This window comes from Nocardioides sp. WG-D5 (assembly GCF_054031175.1).
This window is the reverse complement of the sequence record NZ_CM132928.1, coordinates 3511943-3530912: the sequence shown is the minus strand read 5'-3', so window position 1 is coordinate 3530912 and position 18970 is coordinate 3511943. Positions and strand designations below refer to the sequence as shown.

General features: G+C 71.5%; 15 protein-coding genes. 5 read left to right on the top strand and 10 right to left on the bottom strand.

Annotated features, from left to right (window positions below; all coding sequences use genetic code 11):
- Window positions 1-7: 7 nt before the first annotated feature.
- From ACWZJV_RS17180 to ACWZJV_RS17135, 10 genes are all read right to left on the bottom strand, one after another.
- Entirely contained in the window at window positions 8-919 is a 912-nt protein-coding gene (locus tag ACWZJV_RS17180) for a LysR family transcriptional regulator (protein ID WP_457177364.1), read from the bottom strand.
- Window positions 920-977: 58 nt separating this feature from the next.
- Window positions 978-1652: a LuxR C-terminal-related transcriptional regulator gene (locus ACWZJV_RS17175; protein WP_457177363.1), complete on the bottom strand. Its 675-nt coding sequence runs from the start codon at window positions 1650-1652 to the stop codon at window positions 978-980.
- 85 nt (window positions 1653-1737) lie between these two features.
- Window positions 1738-2472, bottom strand: coding sequence for an SDR family oxidoreductase (locus tag ACWZJV_RS17170; RefSeq protein WP_457177361.1), 735 nt, complete (start codon window positions 2470-2472; stop codon window positions 1738-1740).
- Window positions 2472-3305: a bifunctional allantoicase/(S)-ureidoglycine aminohydrolase gene (locus ACWZJV_RS17165; RefSeq protein WP_008364285.1), complete on the bottom strand. Its 834-nt coding sequence runs from the start codon at window positions 3303-3305 to the stop codon at window positions 2472-2474. Before ACWZJV_RS17165 ends, ACWZJV_RS17170 begins: the two co-directional genes overlap by 1 nt.
- The gene (gene allB / locus ACWZJV_RS17160; protein WP_457177358.1) at window positions 3302-4654 is read right to left on the bottom strand and encodes an allantoinase AllB; all 1353 of its coding nucleotides are present in this window, start codon (window positions 4652-4654) and stop codon (window positions 3302-3304) included. The genes ACWZJV_RS17165 and allB overlap by 4 nt, the downstream gene beginning before the upstream one ends.
- Window positions 4651-5535 (bottom strand): fumarylacetoacetate hydrolase family protein, encoded by an 885-nt coding sequence (locus tag ACWZJV_RS17155; RefSeq protein ID WP_457177357.1) that lies wholly within the window; start codon window positions 5533-5535, stop codon window positions 4651-4653. Before ACWZJV_RS17155 ends, allB begins: the two co-directional genes overlap by 4 nt.
- Window positions 5536-5614: 79 nt before the next feature.
- On the bottom strand, window positions 5615-6745 hold the full coding sequence (locus ACWZJV_RS17150) for a glycerate kinase (RefSeq protein WP_457177355.1): 1131 nt from the start codon (window positions 6743-6745) through the stop codon (window positions 5615-5617).
- A gap of 3 nt (window positions 6746-6748) precedes the next feature.
- Window positions 6749-8524: a glyoxylate carboligase gene (gcl, locus tag ACWZJV_RS17145; protein ID WP_457177353.1), complete on the bottom strand. Its 1776-nt coding sequence runs from the start codon at window positions 8522-8524 to the stop codon at window positions 6749-6751.
- 1 nt (window position 8525) lies between these two features.
- Window positions 8526-9419, bottom strand: a complete 894-nt coding sequence (locus ACWZJV_RS17140) for a 2-hydroxy-3-oxopropionate reductase (protein WP_457177351.1) — start codon at window positions 9417-9419, stop codon at window positions 8526-8528.
- A 34-nt stretch (window positions 9420-9453) separates the two neighbouring features.
- A complete protein-coding gene (locus ACWZJV_RS17135) occupies window positions 9454-10275 on the bottom strand; it encodes a hydroxypyruvate isomerase family protein (protein ID WP_457177350.1) in 822 nt (273 codons plus the stop codon).
- 198 nt (window positions 10276-10473) lie between these two features.
- Between ACWZJV_RS17135 and ACWZJV_RS17130 the strand changes: the two genes are divergently transcribed.
- From ACWZJV_RS17130 to xdhC, 5 genes are all read left to right on the top strand, one after another.
- Window positions 10474-12006: a PucR family transcriptional regulator gene (locus tag ACWZJV_RS17130; protein ID WP_457177348.1), complete on the top strand. Its 1533-nt coding sequence runs from the start codon at window positions 10474-10476 to the stop codon at window positions 12004-12006.
- 311 nt (window positions 12007-12317) lie between these two features.
- Window positions 12318-14273: a 2-oxo-4-hydroxy-4-carboxy-5-ureidoimidazoline decarboxylase gene (uraD, locus tag ACWZJV_RS17125; protein ID WP_457177346.1), complete on the top strand. Its 1956-nt coding sequence runs from the start codon at window positions 12318-12320 to the stop codon at window positions 14271-14273.
- Window positions 14270-15751, top strand: a complete 1482-nt coding sequence (locus ACWZJV_RS17120) for a xanthine dehydrogenase small subunit (protein WP_457177344.1) — start codon at window positions 14270-14272, stop codon at window positions 15749-15751. Before uraD ends, ACWZJV_RS17120 begins: the two co-directional genes overlap by 4 nt.
- Complete coding sequence (xdhB, locus tag ACWZJV_RS17115) at window positions 15748-18132, top strand: xanthine dehydrogenase molybdopterin binding subunit (protein ID WP_457177342.1); 2385 nt, start codon at window positions 15748-15750, stop codon at window positions 18130-18132. Before ACWZJV_RS17120 ends, xdhB begins: the two co-directional genes overlap by 4 nt.
- 4 nt (window positions 18133-18136) lie before the next feature.
- Window positions 18137-18964 (top strand): xanthine dehydrogenase accessory protein XdhC, encoded by an 828-nt coding sequence (xdhC, locus tag ACWZJV_RS17110; RefSeq protein WP_457177340.1) that lies wholly within the window; start codon window positions 18137-18139, stop codon window positions 18962-18964.
- Window positions 18965-18970 lie beyond the last annotated feature (6 nt).

Here is an 18970-nt window from a genome sequence, read left to right as displayed (position 1 = left end):
TCCAGGATCAGTGTGACCCGGGCGCCTCGTCCAAGACCCTTTCCGTCGTCAGCGATGTCCGCAAGGCATGAGCGAGCTCGATCGCCCGCGTCAACGGTTCCGAGCGACGTCGCGCCGCCCAGGCGACACCCACCTCACTCGGTCCGAGGCCACTGACCTCTTTCGCGATCAGGTCCGGCCGGGAGTAGAACCGTGCGGTGGAGGCGGGCAGGAACGCGACGCCGAGCCCGAGGGCGACCTGCTCCAGCTTCACCTCGACCTCGTGGGGATAGCTCGGCGCCACGGATACGGGCAGACCTCTCCGGAGACGCGCTTCACGCCACTCCGGTACGGCGTCCGGCGACTGCAGCAGCTCGAGCTCGGCCACGGCGTCCATGTCGAGCGCGCTGCGGTCGGCCAACGGATGCGTACGCGGCAGCACCGCCAGTCGGTGCTCGGCGAACAGCGGCTGCACGGTCAGCCCGCGGGTCGGTACCGGCAGACGCACCAGGCCCAGGTCCACGCGGCCGTCGAGGATGGTCTCGACCTGGTCGTCCCAGCTGGTGCGCACCGTGCTGACCTCGAGGGCCGGGAACGCGGCGCGCAGTCCCTGCAGGATCGGGGTGGCCAGCAGGCCGGGCATGAAGCCGACCACCAGACGCTGGGTTCCGCGCGCGGCTTGCCGGCCGCGCCGCTGAAGAGCCGCCGCGGACTGCAGCATCGCCTGCGCGTCCGGAAGCAGCTCGCGGCCGGCTTCGGTGAGGGAGGTACCCCTGCTGGATCGCTCGAACAGAGGCACCCCCAGCTCCCGCTCCAGCAGCGCGATCTGACGGCTGAGGACCGGCTGGGTGACGTGCAGACGCTCGGCGGCACGACCGAAGTTCAGCTCCGCAGCCACGACCACGAAGTACTCCACGCGCCGCAGGCTCAACTCGCTCACACCGGAATGCTCTCAAACACGGCCCGCCTCGCCTCCTCGATCACCAGCGGCGGCTGACCTAGGCCGAAGAGCCCTCCATCTCCTTCCGCGGAGGTGGCGGACCCTTCGGTGCGGGCGAGATTCGAGGAGGTTCGACGGGCGGGGTGAGACCGTGGGCGATCGCCCAGCTGACCGCCTGGCTGCGCGTGGTGACGTGGATCTTTCGGTAGGCCCGCCGGATGTGGCTCTTGAGCGTGTTTCCGCTCATGGCGAGCCTCTTCGCGATCTCCTGGTTGGGCAGGCCCTGGGTGATCAGCTTGAGGACCTCGATCTCCCGGACCGTGAGCCCGGCTGCGGTGCCTTGCCGGTCGCTCGGGGGCTCGTTGATCGGCTCGCCGGCGGCGGTGAGTTCGATGCTGCGTACGAGCTCGGCGGCGTCCGCGCTCATCGAGATCCAGGCCCTGGCGCCCAGTGCGTAGGCCTGGGCGTGCAGGTCGGGGCGGAGGTCTCGGCTGTAGATCAGCACCTTCGCATCGGTCTCGTGCAGCAGGTGGGCGAGTTCACGCTCACCGTCGAGGAACAGGCCGTAGGTGTCGTACACGATCAGGTCGAAGCCAGTCGTGTCGCTGCGGGCGGACGGAAGGGCGGTCACGGCCACGCGGTCGGGGTAGTCGTCGAGCATCGAGGTGATTCCGCGTTCGACGACTTCCTGCGGGCTGACCACGGCTACGCGCACCGGTCCTGACATCGACATGAGCTGACGATCTCAGACCGGAGAGGCTGGCGGACCCGAACGGCTGTTCTAACCCATTTCAGGGGTACGAAGTGGGGCCGTGCCGTCAGCCGCGGCCGGCGTACGGCATCCCGGTCGCGAGGATGGTCATCGTGGGCACGCTGACGCCGAGCGGCAGCTGGGCCATGGCGACCACTGCGTCGGCGACGTGCTGGGGGTCGAAGGTCGGCTCGGGGCGTACGGTGCCGTCGGCCTGACGGGCGCCGACGGCGATGCCCGCGGTCATCTCGGTGGCCGCGTTGCCGATGTCGATCTGGCCGACCGCGATGTCGTGGGCCCGGCCGTCGAGGGCGAGCGAGCGGGTGAGGCCGGTGATCGCGTGCTTGGAGGTGGTGTAGGCGGCGCTGCCGGGGCGGGGTACGTGGGCGGAGATCGAGCCGTTGTTGATGATCCGCCCGCCGCGCGGGTCCTGCCGCTTCATCTGGGCGAACGCCTCGCGGGCGCACAGGAAGGAGCCGGTGACATTCACCGCGAGGGTCGCGGCGAACTCCTCGACCGGGATCTCGTCCGGATCCCCGCTCGGGCCGAAGGTGCCGGCGTTGTTGACCAGCAGGTCCACGCGCCCCCACATCCCGACGACCGCGGCGAACGCCGCCGACACCTCGTCGGCGGAGGCGACGTCGGTCGGCAGCACGAGGGACCGCGCCATCACCGACGCGGTCTCCTCGAGCGAGGCATTGGTCCGCCCTAGCAGCGCGACCTGGAAGCCGGCCCCGTCCAGGGCCTGGGCGATCACCCTGCCCAGACCCGAGCCTGCGCCGGTGACGACCGCGACCGGCATCAGCCGAACTGCCGCGAGAGGACCGCGTGCCGGTTGACGTCCTTGTAGAGCAGGTAGCGGAACCGGCCGGGTCCACCGGCGTAGCAGGCCTGCGGACAGAAGGCGCGCAGCCACATGAAGTCGCCCTCCTGCACCTCCACCCAGTCCTTGTTGAGCAGGTAGACGGCCTTGCCCTCGAGGACGTAGAGCCCGTGCTCCATCACGTGCGTCTCCGGGAACGGGATCGCGCCGCCGGGCTCGAAGCTGACGATGTTGACGTGCATGTCGTGGCGTACGTCATCGGGGTCGACGAAGCGCTGCGTCTTCCAGGCGCCGTTGGTGCCCGGCATCTCACCACCGGGCACGTCGACCTCGTTGGTGACGAACGGCTCCGGTACGTCGATGCCCTCGACCCGCTGGTAGGCCTTCCGGATCCAGTGGAAGCGGGCGACCTGGTCGCTGGTGTTGTGGAGCGTCCAGGCGGAGCCGGGCGGCAGGAACGCGTAGCCGCCCGGGGCGAGGTCGTGCTTCTCGCCCTCGATCGAGAGCGTCAGCGCGCCCTCGACCACGAACAGGACGCCCTCGGCGCCCGGGTCGAGCTCGGGCTTGTCGCTGCCGCCGCCGGGCGAGACCTCGACGATGTACTGGGAGAACGTCTCGGCGAAGCCCGAGAGCGGCCGGGCGATCACCCACAGCCGGGTGCCCTCCCAGAACGGGAGCTTGCTGGTGACGATGTCGCGCATGGTGCCACGGGGGAGCACGGCGTACGCCTCGGTGAAGACGGCCCGGTCGGTGGTCAGCTCCCGCTGCGACGGGTGGCCGCCGGTCGGGGCGTAGTAGCGAGGTTCGCTCATGGTCGGGCTCCTTCTGTGGTGACTCTGCTGAGCAGCCGGCCCTGGGGCGCGGCCTCGATGTCGATCTTCTCGCCGCGCAGCCAGGTCGCGCGGACGACGCCGGCGAGGGTGCGGCCGTGGTAGGGCGTGACGGCGTTCTTGTGATGGAGTCGCGCGGCGTCGACGACGAAGGTGTCGTCGGGGGCGAGGACGGCGAAGTCGGCGTCCTGGCCGACCGCGATCTGCCCCTTGCTCGGCAACCCGGCATGACGGGCGGGGGCCGCAGACATCCAGCGGGCGATGTCGGTGAGGGCGAAGCCACGGGCCCGGGCCTCGGTCCAGACCGCCGCCAGGCCGAGCTGGAGCGAGGAGATGCCGCCCCAGGCGACGCCGAAGTCGCCGGTGTCGAGGGCCTTCAGGTCCGGCGTCGAGGGCGAGTGGTCGGTGACGACCATGTCGATGACGCCGTCGCGGAGGCCCTGCCAGAGCAGCTCGCGGTTGGCCGCCTCCCGGATCGGCGGGCAGCACTTGTACTGCGTCGCGCCGTCCGGGATCTCCTCCGCGGCGAAGGTCAGGTAGTGGGGGCAGGTCTCGGCGGTGATCGGGACCCCGTCGCGACGGGCCGAGGCCAGCATCGCGAGCACGTCGGAGCTGGAGACGTGCAGGATGTGGACGCGGCAGCCGGTCCACCGGGCCAGCTCGATCACCTGGGCGATGGCCAGGTTCTCGGCGCCCCGCGGGCGGCTGTGCAGGAATCGCTCGTACGCCCCACCGTCCGCCGCCGGCGCGTGCTCGATCGCGTGGGCGTCCTCGGCGTGCACGATCAGCAGGCCGTCGAAGGAACGGATCTCGCGCATCGCCTGCTCGAGCTGCTCGGCGTCGAGCGGTGGGAACTCGTCGACGCCCGAGTGCAGCAGGAAGCACTTGAACCCGGAGACGCCCGCCTCGTGCAGGGGTCGCAGCTCGGCGACGTTGCCCGGGATGGCACCGCCCCAGAAGCCGACGTCGACGAAGGCCTGGCTGGCGGCGGTCTTGCGCTTGAGGTCGAGCGCCGGGAGATCGCAGGTGGGCGGGATGCTGTTGAGCGGCATGTCGACGATGGTGGTGACCCCACCCGCGGCCGCGGCCCGGGTCGCGGAGGCGAAGCCCTCCCACTCGGTCCGGCCGGGGTCGTTGACGTGCACATGGGCGTCGACGACGCCCGGCATCAGCACCTCGTCGTCGGCGAGCTCGACCACGCGGTCCGCGGTCAGGTCCCCCGGCTCGACCGCGACGATCCTCCCGTCGCTGATGCCGACGCTGCCTGCTGTCTCCCCGTCCGGGGTCACCATCCGCGCCGCGCGGATGACGACATCGAGATCTCGACTCACACCTTCACCTCTGCCTCATCGACTGCCTCTTCGACTGCCACCACCCGCGTACGCTGGCGCCCGAGGCCGGTCACCTCGACCTCCACCACGTGCCCCTCCCGCAGGAAGGGCCGGGGCTCGGGCCGCAACGCTGCGACCCCGCCAGGCGTCCCGGTCAGCACCAGGTCGCCGGGTTCGAGTGTCATCAGCGTACTGAGGAAGGCGAGGACCTCACCGACGCCGTAGGCCATCCGGGCGGTCGTCCCGTGCTGTCGCAGCTCGCCGTCGACCCACAGCTGCAGGCCGAGGTCCTGCGGGTCGCCGACGGTATCCGGCGTGACCAGCCAGGGGCCGATCGGTGTGAAGGTGTCGGCACACTTGCCCTTGGCCCAGGTCGGCCCGGCCGCGATCCGAGCCCGCTCGCTGACGTCGTCGGCGGTGAGGTAGCCGCCGACCGCGGCGAGCGCCTGCTTCGGGTCCGGGCACCGGGAGAGCCTTCGCCCGATCACCACCCCCAGCTCGACCTCGTAGTCGGTCATCGTCGAGCCGGGAGGCAGCTCGATCGCGTCGTACGGCCCGACGACCGTCGTCGAGGGCTTGAGGAAGACCACCGGCTCCTCCGGGATCGCGACCCCGGCCTCCTCGGCGTGGTCCTCGTAGTTGAGTCCGACCCCGACGACCTTGCCCGGCCTCGCGACCGGCGGTCCGATCCGGGTGGCGTCGGGGACTCTCGGAAGGCGGCCTGATGCGACTGCCGCTCTGACCGAGTCGAGCCGCTCGGGGTCGCCCAGCAGGTTCCCGTCGATCTCCGGCACGACGGCCGACAGGTCGCGCAGGATGTCGTGGTCGTCGAGGGCGGCGGGGCGTTCCTGCCCCGGCGGTCCCACGCTCAGCAGTCTCATGTCGCCTCCTCGGATGTCGACCGAGGTATCTCGGTCTGGTTGCTGTTCCCTCGTGGAACTCCACGAAGGAGGTGCGCGCTCACCGAGTTACCTCGGTGAGCATTCCGACGGCGATCCGCTCGGCGATCTGCTCGAGCAGGGCCGCTGCGTCGGCCAGGCAGCGCTGCCGGTCGGGCTCGACGTCCACCAGGGCGTACGCCGCCCCGATCCCGGCCGCTCGCAGCCGGTCGTGGTCCAGGTGGTTGACCCCGCAGACCGCCACGACCGGGACGCCGGCGCGGGCAGCCGTGGCGGCGACGCCGGCCGGGGCCTTGCCGTGCAGGGTCTGCTCGTCGAGCGCTCCCTCCCCGGTGACGACGAGGGTCGCGCCGTCCAGCGCCGCGGCGAAGCCGACCAGCTCGAGCACGAGGTCGATCCCCGAGCGGAGCTCGGCGCCGAGGAGGGCGACAGCAGCGAAACCCACACCTCCGGCGGCACCGGCACCCGGATGGTCCCGGCAATCGGCGCCGGTCGTCGCTGCGACGACGTCGGCCCAGTGCGCGAGCGCTGCGTCGAGGCGGCGTACCTGGTCGGGATCGGCACCCTTCTGCGGCCCGTAGACCGCGGCCGCGCCGCGGGGGCCGGTGAGCGGGTTGTCGACATCGCAGGCGACGGTGATCTCGACCCCCTCGACCCGGCGGCGGAGCTCGGCGAGGTCGAGCCGGGCCACCTGCTCCAGGCCGGCTCCGCCGTCGGGCACCGGTGCGCCGGACGCGGTGAGCAGCCGGGCACCGAGCCCGCGGAGCAGACCCGCTCCCCCGTCGGTGCTGGCACTGCCGCCGATGCCGAGCACCACCCGGCGACAGCCGGCATCGATCGCCGCCGCCATCACCTGGCCGGCCCCGAGGCTGGAGGCGCCCAGTGGATCGGGCGCCCCCGGCAGCTGGGCGAGCCCGGCCGCATCGGCGAGCTCCACGACGGCGACGTCATCGCGCCGGGCGTACGCCGTCTCGACCGGCGACCCGGTCGGCCCGGTCACGGTCACCGGCACCAGCGTGAAACCGGCGGACTCGGCCGCCGCGAGGGTGCCGTCGCCGCCGTCGGCGACCGGGATCGCGTCGACGACCACACCGGGACGCCCCCGGCGCATCCCCGCGCTCACCGCCGCCGCGACCTCGGCAGCGGTGAGCGACCCCTTGAACTTGTCGGAGGCGACCAGGACTCTGACCATGAGTCAGTCCAGCGGGACGAGCGCGGTCGGGGCGTGCTCACCACGCTCGGCGAGCTCCTCGAACTCGACGACACCGTCGATCTCGACGCCCATCGAGACGTTGGTGACCCGCTCGAGGATGACCTCGACCAGCACCGGGACCCGATACTCCGCCTGAAGCGCCTTGGCCTTCTCGAAGGCGGCACCCAGATCGCTCGGGTCGGTGACTCGGATCGCCTTGCAGCCCAGGCCCTCGGCGACCTTGAGGTGGTCGACGCCGTAGCCGTCGACCTCGGGGCTGTTGACGTTGTCGAAGGCGAGCTGGACGCAGTAGTCCATCTCGAACCCGCGCTGGGCCTGGCGGATCAGGCCGAGGTAGGAGTTGTTCACGACGACGTGGATGTAGGGGATGTTGAACTGGGCGCCGACCGCCAGCTCCTCGATCAGGAACTGGAAGTCGTAGTCGCCCGAGAGCGCGACGACCTGGCCGTCGGGGACGGCGGTCGCGACGCCGAGGGCCGCCGGCAGGGTCCAGCCGAGCGGGCCCGCCTGACCTGCGTTGATCCAGTGCCGCGGCTGGTAGACGTGCAGCAGCTGCGCGGCCTGGATCTGGGACAGGCCGATCGTGGTGACGTACCGGGTGTCGGCGCCGAAGGCGCGGTTCATCTCCTCGTAGACCCGCTGCGGCTTGATCGGGACGTTGTCGAAGTGGGTCTTGCGGTGCAGGGTCCGCTTGCGCTCGGCGCACTCCTCGGCCCAGGCCGTACGGCTCGGGATCCGGCCCGCCCCCGCCCATTCCCGGGCGACCTCGACGAGCACCTCGAGCGCCGCGCGGGCGTCGGAGACGATCGAGTAGTCCGGTGCGAAGACCCGGCCGATCTGGGTCGGCTCGATGTCGATGTGCACGAACGTACGTCCCCGGGTGTACGTCTCGACCGAGCCGGTGTGGCGGTTGGCCCAGCGGTTGCCGATGCCGAGGACGAAGTCGCTGGCCAGCATCGTCGCGTTGCCGTAGCGGTGCGACGTCTGCAGACCGACCATGCCCGCGTTGAGCAGGTGGTCGTCCGGGATCGTGCCCCAGCCCATCAGCGTCGGGACGACCGGGACGCCGGTCACCTCGGCGAGCTCGACCAGCAGGTCGGCGGCATCGGCGTTGATCACGCCTCCGCCCGCCACGATCAGCGGACGCTCCGAGGCCAGCATCATCGTCAGCGCCTTCTCCGCCTGGGCACGGCTGGCCGCCGGCCTGGCGATCGGCAGGGGCTCGTACGTCTCGATGTCGAAGTCGATCTCGGCCAGCTGGACGTCGAGCGGCAGGTCGATCAGGACCGGGCCGGGACGTCCCTCGCGCATCAGCCGGAAGGCCTTCTGGAAGGCGCCGGGGACCTGGGCGGGCTCCATGACGGTGACCGCCATCTTGGTGAGCGGTCCGGCGATGGCGGCGATGTCGACGGCCTGGAAGTCCTCCTTGTGGAGCTTCGCGACCGGCGCCTGACCGGTGATGCACAGGATCGGGATCGAGTCGGCGGAGGCCGAGTAGAGGCCGGTGATCATGTCGGTGCCGGCGGGACCGGAGGTGCCGATGCAGACGCCGATGTTGCCGGCCTTCGCCCGGGTGTAGCCCTCGGCCATGTGGGAGGCCGCCTCGACGTGACGGGCGAGCACGTGGTCGAGACCACCGTGCGCACGCATCGCGCTGTAGAACGGATTGATCGCGGCACCCGGGAGGCCGAACAGCTGGGTCGCGCCCTCCTTCTCCAGGATCAGGACGGCGGCGTCGACCGCGCGCATGCGTGCCATGTCAGTTTTCCCCCTTCAGCGCAGAGCCGCTCAGCCGCTCGACGCCCCGCAGCAGCGCGGAGTGGTCCAGGCCGCCGTCGCCGTTGGCCCGCGCGCTCGCCATCAGCTGGGCGACCAGGGAGCCGAGCGGGACCACCACGCCGGCCTCGCGGGCGGCGGCGGTGACGATCCCCATGTCCTTGTGGTGCAGGTCGATCCGGAAGCCGGGCTGGAACGAGCGGGTCAGCATGTTCTCCTTCTTCTGGTTGAGAACGGCCGAGCCGGCGAGCCCGCCGCCGAGCACCTCGAGGGCGGCCTTGGTGTCCACGCCGTACGCCTCGAGGAAGACGACCGCCTCGGAGAGCGCCTGGATGTTGGCGGCGACGATGAGCTGGTTGGCCGCCTTGACCGTCTGGCCGGCGCCGCTCGGGCCGACGTGGACGATGGTCTTGCCGACCGCGTCGAAGAGCGGCTTCGCGGTCGCGAAGTCGTCGGCCGAGCCGCCGACCATGATCGAGAGGGCCGCGTTCTTCGCGCCGGCCTCGCCACCGGAGACCGGGGCGTCGAGGATGCGGAAGCCGCGGGCGGTGGCCTGCTCGGCGAGCGCCGTGGTCACGTCGGGCCGGATGCTGGAGAAGTCGATGATCAGCGCGCCGGTCGGGGCGCTCTCGAAGACGCCACCCTCGGCCGCGAGGACCTCCTCGACGTGGGGCGAGTCCGGCACCATGACGCAGACGACCTCGGCGTCGCGGCAGGCGTCGGCGGTGGACTCGGCGGCCCGGCCGCCCGCCTCGACGAGGGCCTTCGCCCGCTCGGTCGAGTGGTCGTAGCCGGCGACGGTGTGGCCGGCCTCGGCCAGGTGGACGGCCATCGGGTTGCCCATGATGCCGAGGCCGATGAATGCGATGTTGGTCATGATGTTCTCTCCTGCTGGATGGTCAGGGGGCGTGTCAGCGGGTGGCTGTCGCGGCGCTGCGGCGCTCGCGCGGCAGCCAGTCGAAGCTCTCGGCGGAGGTCGTGGCGGGCTTGTACTCCAGCCCGACCCACCCGGTGTAGCCGGCCGCCTCGAGGGCGGCGAGCTGCCGCTCGAGCGGAAGGTCGCCGCTGCCGGGCTCGTTGCGGCCCGGGGCGTCGGCGATCTGGACGTGGGCGATGCGTGCGGCGTACGCAGCGATCACCGCGTCGACGTCGTCGCCGTTCACGGCGAGGTGGTAGAGGTCGGCGAGGAGACCGATGCCGGGCTCGCCGGCTCGGTCGATCGCGGCCACGGCGTCGGCGGCGGTGAGCAGCGGGTAGCGGTCGGCGCCGCTGACCGGCTCGACCAGCACGGTGCCGCCGATGCGGGCCGCAGCGCGGGCGGCCAGCGCGAGGTTCTCGGCGCCGAGCTCGTCCTGCGCCTCGGGGTCGGTGCCCTCGATGCGGTTGCCGTAGAGCGCGTTGAACGCGGTGCAGCCGAGGCGCTCGCCGATGCCGATGGTGACGTCGATGTTGTCGCGGAACTCCGCCGACCGGGCCGGCCACGAGACCAGACCGCGGTCACCGGCGGGCATGTCGCCGGCGAAGAAGTTGAGGCCGACCAGGTGCACCCCGGCGTCCTGCACGGCGGCGACGAAGGCGTCCACGTCCTTGTCGGACGGAACGGCCTCGGCGAACGGCCACCAGAACTCCACCGCGTCGAAGCCGGCGGCCTTCACCGCCGCGGGGCGCTCGAGCAGCGGGAGCTCGGTGAACAGGATCGAGCAGTTCACCTCGTAGCGGAGCTGGTGGGACATTCTCACCATTCCTTCCGTAATGCGGAATTTGATTTCTGACATTCGAAATATAAGGATGTGAGCGGAGTCACGTCAACCCCGGCCGGTTCCCGGGCCCCAAACTGATGAAGAAACGACAACGGGCCTCGCACGCACGTACGCAGGCGTTGTACGTTCCTCCAAGACGCGGCTTCGGACCGGCGGACCGTGGAGGCACCCGTGCTACTTGCAGAGCTGTTGGAGACGCCCAGCCTGGAGCTGCGACTCCTGCACGCGCCCGAGGGCTCGCTCGAGCGTCCGGTGGGCCGCACGATCACGATCGACCTGCTCGAGCCCGGCCGCTATCTGAACGGCGGCGAGCTCGTCCTGACCGGCCTCGTCTGGCGTCGCCGGCCCGAGGACAGCGAGACGTTCGTGTCCTCGATCGCCGACGGGGGCGCGACCTGCCTGCTGGCCGGCGCCGCGCTCCTCGGCGCGGTGCCCGACGATCTCGTCGAGGCCTGCCGCCGCCACCAGGTCGCCCTGGTCGAGGTCCCCGGAGACGTGGCGTTCGCCGACGTCACCGAGTACGTCGCGGCCGCCGGCGCCGCCGGCGAGAGCGCCCGGATGTCGGCCAGCCTGGCCCGCCAGCGCCAGCTCCTCTCCGCCATCGCCTCGGGCCGCAGCCTCGACGAGCTGGCCGCCCGGGTGGCCTCCGAGATCGGCCATGCGTGCCGGGTGCTCACCGCGAGCGGCCGACATGTCGTCCCTGGGCCCGGCGAGCTCGATCCCGAGACCGTCGACGCGCTCACCCGCCGCTTCCTGACCGCCGACCTGCTGCCGGCCGTGGCCGACGTGGGTGACCGCAGCTACTCCCTGTTCCCGGTTGGATCGGGCCTGGCCGACCGGGTCACCGGCTGGACCGTGGTGGTCGAGGGCGACCACACCACCTGGCCACGGGAGGACCTCGACATGGTCCACGAGTTCGGGGCCATCACCGCCCTGGACCGCTCCCGGCGCGACGAGGGATTCCGCGTCCGGCGGCCCCTCGCGGCCGCGACCCTCGCCCACCTCGAGGCCGGTGCCTCACCTGCCGAGATCGCGGCCGGGCTGCGCCAGTCCGGGATCGACCCCGAGCGTCCGCTCGTCCTCGCCGTCGCCGAGCTCGGGCCGGGCGGCCCGCCCGACGCGGTGGCCGCGGTACTCGAGGACGTGGCCCTCGGCCTGGGACCATCCGTCGTCGCGAGCGCCCGCGACGGCTGCGCGGTCGCCTTCCTCCCCGCCCGCCCGGACCTCACCGACCAGCTGCGCCGCTCGCTCACCCGGCTGGGGCCGGCGCTGGTCCGCGGGTCCCTGTCGGTGGGACTGAGCGGCGAGAGCGGGATCGAGGCACTCGCCGGCGCGCTCGAGGAGGCCCGGTTCGCGCACCGGGTCGCCCGCTCCGGCGGTGGCGCAGTGGCGCTGTCCAGCTCGGAGGAGGTCACCTCCCACGTATTGCTGCTCGCCACCGTCCCCGACGACATCCGCCGCACCTACGCCCAGCGCGTCCTCGGCCCCGTCCTCGAGCACGACCAGCGCACCGGGAGCGATCTGGTGCCGACGCTCGAGCGGTTCCTGACGTACGCCGGGTCGTGGACGCGCACCGCGGAGTCGCTCCATCTCCACGTCAACAGCGTGCGCTACCGGATCTCCCGGGTCGAGGAGCTGACCGGCCGTGACCTGACCACGATGGAGGACCGCGTCGACGTGTTTCTGGCCCTCAGATCGCTGTGACCTATCTGATCGAAACGCGCGCTGGCCGGCCGGCGGTGTAACACGTCGTTCGTAGTACTACTCGCCCTATTGGAACGACCGGATAGTGCTACGAACAGCGTGTTACACGCATCCCGGCGCGGAGATTCACGCCGCAGAAACGGCTACGAAACCAGCCGCGCGCCATTCTGGAGCATCACACAAAGGCCACATCCGCACCGACCCCATCTTCGGATGATCGGCGGGTGCCGCTCGGGGCGCCGAAAGACCAGGCTGTGGGGTAAGTCACAGCTCACCTGCCCACCGAGGGCGCCCCCGAGAAAGGTGTGAGGATGAACGCGAGAGCAGTCCTGAGGTCGATGAGGCCCCAGCAGAAGGTCGGTGCCGGCCCCACCCACCCCGTGGACGAGGTGCTGCCGGCGGGCAAGCTCGCCGTCTACGGCCTCCAGCACGTGCTCGCGTTCTATGCCGGTGCGGTGATCGTGCCGATCCTGCTCGCCAACTCGATCGGGCTGAGTCAGCAGGAGCTGATCCACCTGATCAACGCCGACCTGTTCACCTGCGGCATCGCCTCGATCATCCAGTCGGTCGGCTTCTGGAAGGTCGGCGTACGTCTCCCGCTGCTGCAGGGCGTCACCTTCACCGCCGTCTCGCCCATGATCGCGATCGGGATGGCGGCCGGCGGTGGCACCGACGGCCTGCTCGTCATCTACGGCGCGGTGATCGTCGCCGGTCTGGCGACCTTCTTCATCGCCCCCTACTTCAGCCGCCTGATCCGGTTCTTCCCGCCGGTCGTGACCGGCTCGGTGATCACCATCATCGGCATCGCGCTGCTGCCCGTCGCGGCCGCGGACGCGACCGGCGGCGCCGGTCCGACCTCGGACCCCACCAGCGGTCGCAACCTGGCGTACGCGCTGGGCACCCTGGCACTCATCGTGGTCATCCAGCGGGTGTTCAAGGGCTTCATGGCCACCGTCGCGGTGCTCGTCGGCCTGGTCGTCGGCACGCTGGTCGCCTGGGCCCTCGGGGACGCCCACTTCGACGCGGTCGCCGGCTCCGACTGGGTCGGCGTCACCACGCCGTTCCACTTCGGCTGGCCACAGTTCTCCGCCGCCGCGATCGTGTCCATGATCGTGGTCATGCTGATCACCGCCGTCGAGACCACCGGTGACGTCTTCGCCACCGGCGAGATCGTGGAGAAGCGGATCGGCCGCACCGACATCGCCCGGGCCCTGCGCGCCGACGGCCTGGCCACCACCATCGGCGGCGTCTTCAACTCCTTCCCCTACACCTGCTTCGCTGAGAACGTCGGCCTCGTCCGGCTGACCCGGGTCAAGAGCCGTTGGGTCGTCGCCGCGGCCGGCCTGATCATGGTGCTGATCGGGCTGCTGCCCAAGGTGGGCGCGATCGTCGCCGGTATCCCCCACCCGGTCCTGGGCGGCGCCGCCCTGGCGATGTTCGCCACCGTCGCGGTCGTCGGCTTCCAGACCCTCAGCAAGGTCGACTTCCACGACCACCGCAACGTGGTGATCGTGGCGACCAGCGTCGGCCTGGCCATGTACGTCACCGCGCAGCCCGAGGTCGCTCAGGCCGTCCCGGGGTGGGCCGAGATCATCTTCGGCAGCGGCATCACCCTCGGCAGCCTCACCGCGATCCTGCTCAACATCCTGTTCCACCACGTCGGCCCGGACTACGGCCCCGCCGTCGCCGGTCAGCCCGGCGAGGGCGTCCGGCTCGACCAGGTCAACCAGATGGGACGTACGGAGTTCGTGGAGACGTTCGACGGTCTCTTCCAGGGACCGCGGTGGATGGTGGAGCGGGCCTGGGAGCAGCGGCCGTTCACCGACACCCACGCGCTGCGCCGCGCCTTCCAGGACGCCCTCTTCAGCGGCTCGGCCGAGGAGCAGCGCGAGCTGATCGAGGCCTACCCCGAGCTCGGTTCGAAGCTGGTCTCGGAGGGGATGGTCGGTGAGGAGTCGCTGCGCGACCAGTCCTCGAGGGGCCTGACCCACCTGGCCGAACCGGACCAGGAGGCGCTGACCTCCCTCACCGAGGCCTACCACGAGCGGTTCGGCTTCCCGCTGGTCATCTCCGTACGCGACTCCGACTCGCTCGACCGGATCCTCGCCGAGGGCCGCGAGCGGCTCGGCAACTGCGAACGCCAGGAGCACGCCGCCGCGCTGATCGAGATCGCCAAGATCGCCGGCCACCGCTTCGACGACTTCCTGCGCGATGCCAACCCCATCCACAGCGCCCGCACCCGCAACCCGATCCGGAGTCAACGATGAGCACACCCAGCGCCCCCAGTGTCACCGTCAACGGGGACCAGGTACCCCTGACCGGGGTCGCCACGCACACCACCGCCCTCGACTGGCTGCGCAACCGCGGTCTGACCGGTGCCAAGGAGGGCTGCGCCGAGGGCGAGTGCGGCGCCTGCTCGGTGCTGGTCGCCCGGCCCGGCACCACCTCGCCGACCGAGTGGACCTCGGTCAACGCCTGCCTCGTCCCGGTCGCCGCGCTCGACGGCCAGGAGGTGGTGACCAGCGAGGGTCTCGGTTCCAGCGACGACCTGCACCCGGTCCAGCAGGAGCTCGCCGTACGCGGCGGGTCCCAGTGCGGCTACTGCACGCCGGGCTTCGTCTGCAGCCTCGCCGCGGAGTACTACCGCCCGAACCGTGAGCCGGCACCCGAGACCGACGGCGCCGCCGCGGCCTGCGACCACGAGCACGGCCCGAACGGCGTCGACCTGCACGCACTGAGCGGCAACCTGTGCCGCTGCACCGGCTATCGGCCGATCCGCGACGCCGCCTACGCCCTCGGCGCGCCCGACGCCGACGACGCGTTCGCGGCGCGTCAGCAGCAGCCCCCGCCCGAGCCGCGACCGACCCGGATCGCGGTCGACGGGGCCGAGTTCGTACGCCCGAAGACGCTGACCGAGGCGCTCGACGTGATCACCGAGTGGCCGGAGGCGCAGGTCGTCGCCGGCTCGACCGACTGGGGCGTGGAGGTCAACCTCCGCGGTCGCCGTGCGCGGCTGGTCGTGGCGGTCGACCGGCTGCCCGAGCTGCGCGAGCTCTCCTTCCGGACCGGCCACGTGGAGATCGGCGCGGCCCTCACCCTGACCGAGATCGAGCGCAAGCTCAACGGCCGGGTGCCGCTCCTGGCCGAGCTGTTCCCGCAGTTCGCCTCGCGGCTGATCCGCAACAGCGCGACGCTCGGCGGCAACATCGGCACCGCCTCTCCCATCGGCGACGCCCCGCCGGCCCTGCTCGCGCTCGACGCCGAGGTCGTGCTGGCCTCGCCGCGCGGCGAGCGGGTCGTCCCGCTGGCCGACTACTTCACCGGCTACCGCGAGACGGTCCTCGCCGATGACGAGCTGATCCGCAGCGTACGGCTGCCGTTGCCGTTGGCTCCGGTCGTCGGCTTCCACAAGATCGCCAAGCGCCGCTTCGACGACATCTCCAGCGTGGCCGTGGGCTACGCGCTCGAGATCGCCGACGGCACCGTGGTCCGCGCCCGGATCGGCCTGGGCGGCGTCGCCGCGACACCCTTGCGTGCCGTCGCCACCGAGGACGCCCTGGTCGGACAGCCCTGGACCGAGGAGTCCGTACGCCGCGCCGCAGCCGTCCTCGCCGGCGAGGGCACACCGATGGACGACCACCGCGCCAGCGCGTCCTACCGCTCGGCGATGCTCGGCCAGTCCCTGCTGCGCCTGTTCCACACCCATCCGGAGACCCACACGGACCGCGAGGAGGTGCCCGCATGAGCGCCCTGTCAGAACGCCCCGACAACCCCGTCGTCGGGATCCCGCTCCCGCACGAGAGCGCCGCGCTGCACGTCACCGGCGAGGCGCTCTACACCGACGACCTGGTCGGGCGGATCGCCGGCACGCTGCACGCCTGGCCGGTCCAGGCGACGCACTCCCATGCCCTGGTCACCGCGCTGCGGACCGCGCCCGCCTACGCGGTGCCCGGTGTCGTGCGCGTGCTGACCGCCGAGGACGTACCCGGCATCAACGACGCCGGTGTGAAGCACGACGAGCCGCTCTTCCCGACCGAGGTGATGTTCCACGGCCATGCGGTGTGCTGGGTGCTCGGCGAGACCCAGGAGGCGGCCCGGCTGGGCGCTGCCGCGGTCGAGGTCGACTACGAGGCCTTGCCGTCACTGGTGACGGTGAAGGAGGCGATCGCGGCCGAGAGCTTCCAGGGCACCCCGCGCCACCTCGAGCGGGGCGACGTCGCCGGCGCCTTCGAGAGCGCCGCCCACGTCTTCGAGGGCGAGTTCGAGTTCGCAGGTCAGGAGCACTTCTACCTCGAGACCCACGTCTCGCTGGCGCTGGTCGACGAGGGCGGCCAGGTGCTGGTGCACAGCAGCACCCAGCACCCCTCCGAGACCCAGGAGATCGTCGGCCACGTGCTCGGCGTACCGAGCCACGAGGTCACCGTCCAGTGCCTGCGGATGGGTGGCGCGTTCGGCGGCAAGGAGATGCAGCCGCACGGCTACGCGGCCATCGCCGCGCTCGGCGCCACGCTGACCGGCCGGCCGGTGCGGCTGCGGCTCAACCGCACCCAGGACATCACCATGTCCGGCAAGCGCCACGGCTTCCACAGCACCTGGCGCGCCGGGTTCGACGACGAGGGCCACATCGTCGCTCTCGAGGCCACCCTCACCGCCGACGGTGGCTGGAGCCTCGACCTCTCCGAGCCGGTGCTGGCCCGCGCGCTGTGCCACATCGACAACGCCTACTGGGTGCCCAACATCCGGGTCGACGGCCGGGTCGCGCGCACCAACAAGACCTCGCAGACCGCCTTCCGCGGCTTCGGCGGCCCGCAGGGCATGCTCGTCATGGAGGACCTGCTCGGCCGGTGCGCACCTCTGCTCGGCATCGACCCGCTCGAGCTGCGGCGCCGCAACTTCTACCAGCAGGACCAGACGACGCCGTACGGCCAGCAGGTGCGCCAGGCCGACCGGCTGGCGGCCTGCTGGGACCAGGTCGCTGCGTCCGGAGAGGTGGCCCGTCGCCGCGCGGAGATCGCCGATTTCAACCGCCGTCACCCGCACACCAAGCGGGGCCTGGCGATGACGCCGGTGAAGTTCGGCATCTCGTTCAACCTGACCGCCTTCAACCAGGCCGGCGCCCTCGTCCACGTCTACAAGGACGGTTCGGTGCTGATCAACCACGGCGGCACCGAGATGGGCCAGGGCCTGCACACCAAGATGCTCCAGGTCGCCGCCACCGCGCTCGGGCTCCCCCTGTCCCGGGTCCGGTTGGCACCGACGCGCACCGACAAGGTGCCCAACACCTCGGCGACCGCGGCCAGCTCCGGCGCCGACCTCAACGGCGCCGCGATCAAGAACGCCTGCGAGCAGATCCGCGAGCGGCTGGCCCAGGTCGCCGGTGGCCATCTCGGGATCAGCCCCAGCGACGTACGTTTCGACGACGGCGTCGTCCGCGGTCTGTCGCCTGCGTCGGGGTCGATCGGCTGGGACGAGCTGGTCAACACCGCCTACCACCAGCGGGTGCAGCTGTGGGCGGCCGGCTTCTACCGCACCGAGGGCCTGCACTGGGACCCCAACGCGATGCAGGGCGAGCCGTTCAAGTACTTCGCCAACGGTGTCGCCGCGTCCGAGGTCGAGGTCGACGGCTTCACCGGCGCCTACACGCTGCGGCGCGTCGACATCGTCCACGACGTCGGCGACAGCCTGAGCCCGCTGATCGACATCGGCCAGATCGAGGGCGGCTTCGTGCAGGGCGCGGGCTGGCTGACCCTGGAGGACCTGCGCTGGGACACCTCCGACGGGCCCAACCGTGGCCGGCTGGCGACGCAGGCGGCGAGCACCTACAAGCTGCCGAGCTTCTCCGAGATGCCCGGAGACTTCCGGGTGAAGCTGCTCGAGAAGGCCCACGAGGAGGGTGCCGTCTACGGTTCCAAGGCCGTCGGCGAGCCCCCGCTGATGCTCGCCTTCTCCGTGCGCGAGGCGCTGCGCGAGGCGGCCGCCGCGTTCGGTCCGGCCGGGACCAGCGTCGAGCTGGCGTCCCCCGCGACCCCGGAGGCCGTCTACTGGGCGCTCGACAAGGCGCGTACGCCGCAGGCCCCCGCGACGAGCGACGCCGGCGCCGAGCCGGCCATGGCCGGGGAGAGGTGACGACATGGAGTGGCTGAAGGCCGTCCAGCGGCTGCGCGAGCAGCGGGTTCCCGGCGTACTCGTGACGCTCACATCCGTGCGCGGTCACTCGCCGCGCGAGGCCGGGGCGAAGATGGTGGTCTCGACCGACCGCACCTGGGCCACCGTCGGTGGCGGCAACCTCGAGGCGGTCGCGATCGAGCGCGCCCGGGCCATGCTTGCCGAGGATCGTGGGATGCCGGAGAGCCTGAAGGTGTCGCTCTCCGACAAGGCGCCCTACCAGCACGGCGTGCAGTGCTGCGGCGGCGAGGTCGAGCTGCTGCTCGAGCCGCTGCCCGTGGTCCCGTCCGTGGCCGTCTTCGGGATGGGCCACGTCGGGGTCGAGCTGGCGCGCATCCTGGCCCGCCACGACCTCGAGCTGCACCTCGTCGACTCACGCGCCGCCCAGCTCTCCCCTGCGCATCTGCGCGGTCTGGACGACGCCGTCGCCGGCATCCACGTCCACGAGGTGCCGGTGCTGCCCGAGCTCGTCATCGGCGAGCTCCCCGAGGGCACCCACGTCCTGATCATGACCCACGACCACGCCGAGGACGCCGCGTTGTGCGACGCGGCACTCCGCGCCGCCCACCTCGGGTCGATCGGGCTGATCGGCTCGAGCGCCAAGTGGAGCCGGTTCCGGTCCAAGCTCGCCGACGAGGGGCACACCCCCGAGGCGATCGCCCGGATCACCACCCCCATCGGCCTCCCCGATCTCGGTGGTAAGGAGCCGGCCACGATCGCGGTCAGCGTCGCGGCCCGGCTGCTGCAGATCTTCGCGGGCGAGCCCGCATCAACCGAACAACAACCAAGGTGAACCCCA